Genomic DNA, 8,751 nt, shown 5'->3' with positions numbered 1-8,751 from the left:
TTGTTGTGGGGTGGGGTTTTTTTTTTTTATCCCCCCGGGGGGGCGCCCCGGGCCCGCCGCCGGGCACCCCCCCTTCTCGGTTCTCCGGATTACGCGTAGACGGGACCCGTGAACTTCTCGCCCGGGCCCTGCCCCGGCTCGTCCTGCACCAGCGAGGCCTCGCGGAAGGCGAGCTGGAGGGACTTCAGGCCGTCGCGCAGCGGGGCGGCGTGGAAGGAGCTGATCTCGGTGGCGCTCGCGGTGACCAGGCCGGCCAGGGCGGTGATCAGCTTGCGGGCCTCGTCGAGGTCCTTGTGCTCGGAGTCGGGCTTGTCCAGGCCCAGGTTGACCGCCGCCGCGCTGAGCAGGTGGACGGCCACCGTGGTGATGACCTCGACGGCGGGCACGTCCGCGATGTCGCGGGTCATGTCGTCGTAGTCGGGCGTGTCGGGGGAATCAGCCGTGGAACCGGAGGGCGTCGCGTCAGTCATGTGCCCCACGATATGCCGTGCGGCGGGCTTGCAACGCGGGTGCTAGTATGTACTTCGACCGGCCGGACACTTATGTGCCCGGCCACAAGTGGAGGCTCCGATTCTCCCACCCGACCACCCTCACGGGAGGCGGGTCACCGGTCAGGCGGCATCCATCGTTCCGTACGGACGATGGAAAGCTGCCCGAGTCTGCGCCCCGCGGTTCGCACGCGGCGGTGCTCCGGTTGTTTTGGAGCCCCTGCCTGTGCCCGGCGGGGCTTTTTTCATTCTCCGCCGCGGTCGGTCTGACGGAAATAACGTCAGCGGCTGTCCTCCAGGCAGCCGTGTGGTGCTACCGAGGAGGATCCATCAGCACCGAGCCCCGCATCAACGACCGGATTCGCGTTCCCGAGGTACGACTCGTCGGTCCCAGCGGCGAGCAGGTCGGCATCGTGCCGCTTGCCAAGGCGCTTGAGCTCGCGCAGGAGTACGACCTCGACCTGGTCGAGGTCGCGGCGTCCGCACGCCCGCCGGTCTGCAAGCTCATGGACTACGGCAAGTTCAAGTACGAGTCGGCCATGAAGGCCCGTGAGGCGCGCAAGAACCAGGCGCACACGGTCATCAAGGAAATGAAGCTCCGGCCGAAGATCGACCCGCACGACTATGACACCAAGAAGGGTCACGTCGTTCGGTTCCTCAAGCAGGGCGACAAGGTCAAGATCACGATCATGTTCCGTGGTCGCGAGCAGTCCAGGCCGGAACTCGGCTACCGACTGCTGCAGCGCCTCGCTTCGGACGTCGAGGACCTCGGGTTTATCGAGTCGAACCCGAAGCAGGACGGCCGAAACATGATCATGGTCCTCGGTCCGCACAAGAAGAAGACCGAGGCGATGGCCGAAGCCCGCGAGGCGCAGGCCGCCCGTAAGGCCGAGCGCCAGGGTGTCGCCCTCACCGACGACGAGGCCCTCTCCGAGGACGCCGAGTTCGAGGCCGAGAACGCCGACACCGAGGTCGCCGAGGTCGCTTCCGACGAAGCAGCCGAAGCAGCCGAGGATGCCGCCGACGAGGCAGTCGCCTCTCACGAGGCTCCTGCCGAGGCCTGATTCCGAGGCAGCCCGTCTCGGATCACCGACACAACATGACGCTCCCGCGAGCCGGTCCCCTACAGGACCGGTGGGAGCGCCACCGACGAGGAGATAACGGCGCTATGCCGAAGAACAAGACGCACAGCGGGACCAAGAAGCGCTTCAAGATCACCGGCTCCGGCAAGGTGCTCCGCGAGCGCGCCGGCAAGCGCCACCTGCTCGAGCACAAGTCGTCCCGTGTCACCCGCCGCCTGACCGGCACCGCGGAGATGGCCCCCGGCGACGCCGCGAAGATCAAGAAGCTTCTCGGCAAGTGATGTTCTCCGCTCCCGTGCCGGGAGCGGATGAGCGTCAGGACCGGGACCCCATCGAATTCGGGCCGTGTGAAGAACCACCACGGCCCCGCTACAAGGAGTAAAAAGTGGCACGCGTCAAGCGGGCAGTAAACGCCCACAAGAAGCGCCGGGCAATCCTCGAGGCGGCCTCCGGCTACCGCGGTCAGCGTTCGCGCCTGTACCGCAAGGCCAAGGAGCAGGTCACCCACTCGCTGGTCTACAACTTCAACGACCGCAAGAAGCGCAAGGGCGACTTCCGTCAGCTGTGGATCCAGCGCATCAACGCCGCTGCCCGCCAGAACGGCATGACGTACAACCGCCTCATCCAGGGTCTGAAGGCCGCCAACATCGAGGTGGACCGCAAGATCCTCGCCGAGCTGGCCGTCAACGACGCCAACGCGTTCGCCGCGCTGGTCGAGGTCGCGCAGAAGGCCCTCCCGGCCGACGTCAACGCCCCGAAGGTCGCTGCCTAAGCAGTACGCCTTCAAGGCTGCAGTAACTTGCCCGGACCCGCAGGCCCCGCGCCTGCGGGTCCGGTGCGTTGATCACCGATTTCGACTGAGTTCGATCGAGTTCCACCCGCTGTACGTACGGAAGCGAGCCGACCGCCATGGGTACCCCCGCCGAGCTGATCTCCCCCCGATCCACGCGGGTGGCCGCCGCCAGGCGACTGGCGCGGCGCAACTTCCGCACCAAGGAGCGGCGCTTCATCGCCGAGGGCCCGCAGGCCGTGCGCGAGGCCGTCGAGCACCGGGGAGCCGGGGGCGCCTCGACCCTGATCGAGCTGTTCGCCACCGTCGAGGCCGCCGAGCGCTACGCCGACATCGTCGACGCCGCGTACGCCGCCGGAGCCCGCGTCCACTACGCCTCCGACGAGGTGCTCGCCGAGGTCTCGCAGACGGTCACCCCGCAGGGCCTGGTCGGCGTCTGCCACTTCCTCGACTCGCCCTTCGAGGAGATCCTCAAGGCCGAGCCCAAGCTGGTCGCCGTCCTCGCGCACGTCCGCGACCCCGGCAACGCCGGTACGGTGCTGCGCTGCGCGGACGCCGCCGGAGCCGACGCCGTGGTGCTGACCGACGCCTCCGTGGACCTGTACAACCCCAAGTCGGTACGGGCCTCCGTGGGCTCCCTCTTCCACCTCCCGGTGGCCGTCGGCGTGCCCGTCGAGCAGGCCGTGGAAGGGCTGCGCGCGGCCGGCGTGCGCATCCTCGCCGCCGACGGGGCCGGCGAGGACGACCTCGACGCGGAGCTCGACGCGGGCACCATGGGCACCCCCTCGGCCTGGATCTTCGGCAACGAGGCCTGGGGCCTGCCCGAGGAGACCAGGGCGCTCGCCGACGCCGTGGTCAGGGTCCCGATCCACGGAAAGGCCGAGAGCCTGAACCTCGCGACGGCCGCCGCCGTGTGCCTCTACGCCTCCGCGCGTGCACAGCGGGCGCCCGGAGGGTGCCGCTCCGTGACCCCCAGCTAGTAATGTGGCGGCCCGGGGGCCCACTGCGCTACTCGGAGATGTGGGGTACGGGGACATGACCGTCGGTACGAACAGCTCGCCGGCGGCCGCCGAGGCGGCCGGGGCACCCATCCTGGCGACGGTGCCCCAGCGGGCCGAGGCGGCCAAGGTGCCCGCACAGCCCGCTTCGACACAGCCCGCGTCGCCCCAGCCCGTGCCCGCACAGCCCGTGCCCGCACAGCCCGGCCGGGCCGCACACGGCCGTCCCGCGCACGAACCGGGGGCCGCGGCCGATCCGGCTGCGACATGTCCGGACGGGGAGTTCGCCGGGCTCGGCATCGACCCCGACGACCTGCCCGACGGGCTCGTCATCGCCGACGACACCGGCCGCGTCATCTGCTTCAACTCCGCCGCCGCCCGCATCACCGCCCGCGTGGCCTGCGAGGCGCTCGGCGAGGGGATCGAGCGGGCGCTCCCGCTGGAGGACCTCGAGGGCCGCCGCTGGTGGGCGCTGACCGACCCCTACGGCGGCCTCGCCACCCGGCGCGGACAGCCCGAGCGCAACCTGCTGCTCCCCGGCGGCCGCGAGGTGCTCGTCTCCGCCCGGTACGTGCGCACCCACCCCACCGGCCCGCTGCGCCGCCTCGTGGTCACCCTGCGGGGCACCGAGGCCCGCCGGCGCACCGAGCGCAGCCACGCCGAGCTGATCGCCACCGTCGCGCACGAGCTGCGCTCCCCGCTGACCTCCGTGAAGGGGTTCACGGCGACGCTGCTCGCCAAGTGGGAGCGGTTCACCGACGACCAGAAGCGATTGATGCTGGAGACCGTCGACGCCGACGCCAACCGCGTGACCCGGCTCATCGCCGAGCTCCTGGACATCTCGCGCATCGACTCGGGCCGCCTGGAGGTGCGCCGCCAGCCGGTGGACATCGCCACCGCCGTGGGCCGCCACGTCCAGGCGCTCACCGCGAACGGGCAGGCCCCCGAGCGGTTCGTCGTCAGCGTGAGCCGGCCACTGCCCGATCTGTGGGCGGACCCGGACAAGATCGACCAGATCCTCGGCAACCTGCTCGAAAATGCGGTGCGACACGGCGAAGGAACGGTCACCATCGACGTGACGCCGACCAGCTTCGCGAACGCAGCGGGGAAGACCGAGAAGGGAACCGCCGTCACCGTGACCGACGAGGGCCCCGGAATCCCCGAAGAGTCGATGAAGCGCGTCTTCACCCGCTTCTGGCGGGGCAGCAAGCGCGGCGGTACCGGCCTGGGCCTGTACATCGTCAAGGGCATCGTGGAAGCCCACGGCGGCACCATCACGGTCGGCCGCGGCCCCGGAGGCGGCGCCGAGTTCCGATTTATCCTGCCCGTCGGCGCGCCGGCCTACCTCACGCAGTAGCCCTGCGGAGCGTCTCGGCAGGCGGCCCACGGGCCCCTCAGCCCCCGGCGACCTTTAGACTCGACCTTTGGCACCTTTGTGTCCTTGTGCCGAGCGCGCCCTGCGCGTCGCGCGGGGGACCCACCAGCCAGCCATCGGAAGTACGGGAAGAGATGTCGGCACCGAACAAGTCGTACGACCCTGTTGAGGTCGAGGCACTGAAACCGGATGAGATCGAGCGCATGCGGGACGAGGCGCTCGCCGCCTTCGCCGCCGCCGGCGACCTCGACGAGCTCCGGGAGGCGAAGACCGCGCACATGGGCGACCGCTCGCCCCTGGCGCTCGCCAACCGCGAGATCGGCGCGCTGCCCCCGCAGGCCAAGGCCACCGCGGGCAAGCTCGTGGGCCAGGCCCGGGGCGCCGTGAACAAGGCCTTCGGGGCCCGCACGGTCGCGCTCGAAGCCGAGCGCGACGAGCGGGTGCTGGTCGAGGAGGCGGTGGACGTCACGCTGCCCTACGACCGCGTGCCCGCCGGCGCCCGGCACCCCCTGACCACGCTTATGGACCGCATCGCGGACATCTTCGTGGCCATGGGGTACGAGGTCGCCGAGGGCCCCGAGGTCGAGGCGGAGTGGTTCAACTTCGACGCCCTCAACTTCACGCCCGACCACCCGGCGCGCCAGATGCAGGACACCTTCTTCGTCAAGGGCCCCGAGGGCACCGAAGGCGACGAGTCCGGCGTCGTGCTGCGCACCCACACCTCCCCGGTGCAGGCGCGCTCGCTGCTGGAGCGCAAGCCCCCCGTCTACATCGTCTGCCCCGGGCGGGTGTACCGCACCGACGAGCTCGACGCGACGCACACCCCGGTCTTCCACCAGGTCGAGCTGCTCGCCGTGGACGAGGGCCTGACCATGGCGGACCTCAAGGGCACCATGGACCACATGGTCCAGGAGCTGTTCGGCGAGGGCACCACCACGCGCCTGCGCCCGCACTTCTTCCCCTTCACCGAGCCGTCCGCCGAGATGGACATGCAGTGCTACGTGTGCCGCGGCGAATCGGTGGGCAACCCCGACCGCCCGTGCCGTACCTGCTCCAGCGAGGGCTGGATCGAGCTCGGCGGCTGCGGCATGGTCAACCCGAAGGTGCTCATCGCCTGCGGTGTGGACCCGGAGAAGTACAGCGGGTTCGCCTTCGGCTTCGGCATCGAGCGGATGCTGATGTTCCGCCACAACGTTGAAGACATGCGAGACATGGTCGAGGGTGACATCCGTTTCACCCGGCCGTTCGGGATGGAGATCTGATGCGGGTCCCGCTTTCTTGGCTGCGGGAGTACGTCGACCTCCCCGCCGGTGAAACCGGTCGCGACGTCGCGGCCAAGCTCGTCGACGCCGGCCTCGAGGTCGAAACCGTCGAGCAGCTCGGCGGCGGGCTCAAGGGCCCGCTCGTCGTCGGCCAGGTGCTGACCATCGAGGAGCTCGAGGGCTTCCGCAAGCCGATCCGGTTCTGCACCGTCGACGTCGGCTCGGCCAACGGCACCGGTGAGCCGCAGGAGATCGTCTGCGGCGCCCGGAACTTCTCCGTCGGCGACAAGGTCGTCGTGGTCCTGCCCGGCGCGGTGCTGCCCGGCGACTTCGCGATCGCCTCGCGCAAGACGTACGGCCGTACCTCGCACGGCATGATCTGCTCCGGCGACGAGCTGGGCATGGGCGACGACGGCACGCACGGCATCATCGTGCTGCCGCACGAGCACGAGGTCGGCAGCGACGCGATCGCGCTCCTGGAGCTCGTCGACGAGGTCCTCGACATCGACATCACCCCGGACCGCGGCTACTGCATGTCCATGCGCGGTGTGGCCCGCGAGGCCGCCACCGCGTACGGTCTGCCGCTGCGCGACCCGGCGCTGCTCGACGTGCCCGCGCCGAACTCGTACGGCTACGCGGTCAAGATCGACGACCCGCTGGGCTGCGACCGCTTCACCGCCCGCACGGTGACCGGCCTCGACCCGGAGGCGCGCTCCCCGATCTGGCTCACCCGGCGCCTGCAGAAGGCGGGCATGCGCCCGATCTCGCTCGCCGTCGACATCACCAACTACGTGATGCTCGAACTCGGCCAGCCGCTGCACGCGTACGACCGCTCGCGCATCGACGGTCCGATTGGTGTGCGTCGGGCCGAGCAGGGCGAAGAGCTGACCACCCTCGACGGGGTCAAGCGCAAGCTCGACTCCGAGGACCTGGTGATCACCGACAACAGCGGCCCCATCGGGATCGCCGGCGTCATGGGCGGCGCCAACACGGAGATCGCCGACTCCGTCACCACTGCGTTTGATCCCTCTGGCTCGACGGGCGTCGTCACCGGCACCACCGACGTGGTCGTCGAGGCCGCGCACTTCGACTCCGTGTCGATCTCGCGCACCGCCCGCCGCCTGAAGCTGTCCTCCGAGGCGTCCAAGCGCTTCGAGCGCGGCGTCGACCCGCAGGCCGCGGCCGCGGCCGCGCAGCGCACCGTGGACCTGCTGGTGCTGCTCGCCGGCGGCACCGCCGAGGCGGGCGTCACCGAGCTCACCGCGCCCGGAGCCCCGCGCACCATCGCGATGAGCGCGGACCACCCCGACAAGGTCGCGGGCATGGAGTACGGCCGCGAGACCGTCGTACGCCGCCTGCAGGAGGTCGGCTGCGACGTCTACGGCCAGGACGAGCTCGTCGTCACCGTCCCCTCGTGGCGGCCCGACCTCGCCGAGCCCAACGACCTCGCCGAAGAGGTCATCCGGCTGGAGGGCTACGGGAACCTTCCCTCCACCCTCCCGCAGGTGCCGTCCGGCCGCGGTCTGACCGCCCGGCAGCAGCTGCACCGCCGGGTGGGCCGCGCGCTGGCCGGCGCGGGCTACGTCGAGGCGCTCAGCTACCCCTTCATCGGGGAGGGCGTCTTCGACCAGCTCCAGCTGCCCGCGCACGACGCCTCCCGCCAGGTCGTCAAGCTGGTCAACCCGATCTCCGACGAGGAGCCGGCGCTGCGCACCACGCTGCTGCCGGGTCTGCTCGGCGCGCTGCGCCGCAACGACAGCCGGGGCAGCCACGACCTCGCGCTCTTCGAGACCGGCTCGGTCTTCCGCGCCGCCGCGCAGCCGGGCGTCGCGGTACGCCTCGGCGTCGACCGGCGTCCCACGGACGAGGAGATCGCCACCCTGAACGCGGCCCTGCCCGCGCAGCCGCGCTACGCCGCGGTCGTGCTGGCCGGTGCGCGCGAGCAGGCCGGCTGGTGGGGCAAGGGCCGTCCGGCCGACTGGGCGGACGCCGTCCAGGCCGCGCGCTCGCTGGCCGTCGAGGCCGGTGCGGAGCTCGTGGTGCGCCAGGGCCAGTACGGTCCCTGGCACCCGGGCCGCTGCGCCGAGCTGCTCGTCACGCTCGACGGGGTGGAGACGGTCATCGGCCACGCCGGTGAGCTGCACCCGCGCGTCGTCAAGGCGATGGGCCTGCCGGCCCGCACCAGCGCGATGGAGCTCGACCTCGACCGCCTCGCGGCGGCCGGCGGCGAGGCGCTCCAGGCGCCCCGGATCTCCTCCTTCCCGGTGGCGACCCAGGACGTGGCGCTGATCGTCGACGCGTCGGTTCCGGCTTCGTCGGTGGAGGACGCGCTGCGCCGCGGTGCCGGTGAACTGCTGGAGTCCCTGCGGCTGTTCGACGTGTTCGAGGGTGAGCAGGTGGGTGCGGGGAAGAAGTCCCTGGCCTACGCGCTGCGGTTCCGCGCGGCGGACCGGACGCTGACCGCCGAGGAGTCGACGGCTGCGCGTGACGCGGCCGTCGCCCTGGCCGGGGAGCGGACCGGGGCGGTCCTGCGCGGCGCGTAGCCGCAGCCGCCGCTCCTTGTGGCACCGAGGGGGTGCATCCCGATCACGGGGTGCACCCCCTCACCCGTTTCCCGGCGCGGGCTGCGCGAGGCGGTGGGCGTGGCCCTGCGGGGCTGGAAAATCCAGCCCGCCCGGCGTTTGAGGGCACGGGCGCGGAGCGCACGTACGGGGTCCGGGGCGGAGCCCCGGTTTCGGGAAGGGGCGGGGCTGTCT

8 protein-coding genes are annotated in these 8,751 nt (G+C 71.1%); 7 read left to right on the top strand and 1 reads right to left on the bottom strand.

The genetic code is table 11. From position 1 onward, the window contains the following. Nucleotides 1-89: 89 nt before the first annotated feature. Nucleotides 90-470, bottom strand: coding sequence for a DUF1844 domain-containing protein (locus ACWGDE_RS32275; protein WP_453392587.1), 381 nt, complete (start codon nt 468-470; stop codon nt 90-92). Nucleotides 471-793: 323 nt separating this feature from the next. Between ACWGDE_RS32275 and infC the strand changes: the two genes are divergently transcribed. The 7 genes from infC to pheT all read left to right on the top strand — a co-directional run bounded on the left by infC (nt 794) and on the right by pheT (nt 8,538). Then, nucleotides 794-1,552: a translation initiation factor IF-3 gene (infC, locus tag ACWGDE_RS32270; protein WP_453392586.1), complete on the top strand. Its 759-nt coding sequence runs from the start codon at nt 794-796 to the stop codon at nt 1,550-1,552. Nucleotides 1,553-1,656: 104 nt separating this feature from the next. Further along, complete coding sequence (gene rpmI / locus ACWGDE_RS32265; RefSeq protein ID WP_030157249.1) at nt 1,657-1,851, top strand: 50S ribosomal protein L35; 195 nt, start codon at nt 1,657-1,659, stop codon at nt 1,849-1,851. Between the two features lie 104 nt (nt 1,852-1,955). Continuing rightward, nucleotides 1,956-2,342 (top strand): 50S ribosomal protein L20, encoded by a 387-nt coding sequence (rplT, locus tag ACWGDE_RS32260; RefSeq protein WP_030157251.1) that lies wholly within the window; start codon nt 1,956-1,958, stop codon nt 2,340-2,342. 137 nt (nt 2,343-2,479) lie between these two features. Continuing rightward, nucleotides 2,480-3,340 (top strand): TrmH family RNA methyltransferase, encoded by an 861-nt coding sequence (locus tag ACWGDE_RS32255; RefSeq protein ID WP_453392585.1) that lies wholly within the window; start codon nt 2,480-2,482, stop codon nt 3,338-3,340. Between the two features lie 55 nt (nt 3,341-3,395). Beyond that, nucleotides 3,396-4,715 (top strand): ATP-binding protein, encoded by a 1,320-nt coding sequence (locus ACWGDE_RS32250; protein ID WP_453392584.1) that lies wholly within the window; start codon nt 3,396-3,398, stop codon nt 4,713-4,715. 152 nt (nt 4,716-4,867) lie between these two features. Beyond that, on the top strand, nt 4,868-5,995 hold the full coding sequence (gene pheS, locus ACWGDE_RS32245; RefSeq protein WP_453392583.1) for a phenylalanine--tRNA ligase subunit alpha: 1,128 nt from the start codon (nt 4,868-4,870) through the stop codon (nt 5,993-5,995). Beyond that, entirely contained in the window at nt 5,995-8,538 is a 2,544-nt protein-coding gene (gene pheT / locus ACWGDE_RS32240; protein WP_453392582.1) for a phenylalanine--tRNA ligase subunit beta, read from the top strand. The genes pheS and pheT overlap by 1 nt, the downstream gene beginning before the upstream one ends. The last annotated feature ends 213 nt before the right edge of the window (nt 8,539-8,751 follow it).

It is taken from the genome of Streptomyces sp. NPDC054956 (assembly GCF_053609185.1).
The sequence above is the reverse complement of the archived record's forward strand: the minus strand, read 5'-3'. Positions and strand labels throughout refer to the sequence as shown.

What these genes read in the sequence shown, in the direction of transcription:
- ACWGDE_RS32275 (WP_453392587.1), bottom strand. Translation starts at nt 470, where the DNA reads ATGACTGACGCGACGCCCTCCGGTTCCACGGCTGATTCCCCCGACACG.
- rpmI (WP_030157249.1), top strand. Translation starts at nt 1,657, where the DNA reads ATGCCGAAGAACAAGACGCACAGCGGGACCAAGAAGCGCTTCAAGATC.
- ACWGDE_RS32255 (WP_453392585.1), top strand. Translation starts at nt 2,480, where the DNA reads ATGGGTACCCCCGCCGAGCTGATCTCCCCCCGATCCACGCGGGTGGCC.
- ACWGDE_RS32250 (WP_453392584.1), top strand. Translation starts at nt 3,396, where the DNA reads ATGACCGTCGGTACGAACAGCTCGCCGGCGGCCGCCGAGGCGGCCGGG.
- pheS (WP_453392583.1), top strand. Translation starts at nt 4,868, where the DNA reads ATGTCGGCACCGAACAAGTCGTACGACCCTGTTGAGGTCGAGGCACTG.
- pheT (WP_453392582.1), top strand. Translation starts at nt 5,995, where the DNA reads ATGCGGGTCCCGCTTTCTTGGCTGCGGGAGTACGTCGACCTCCCCGCC.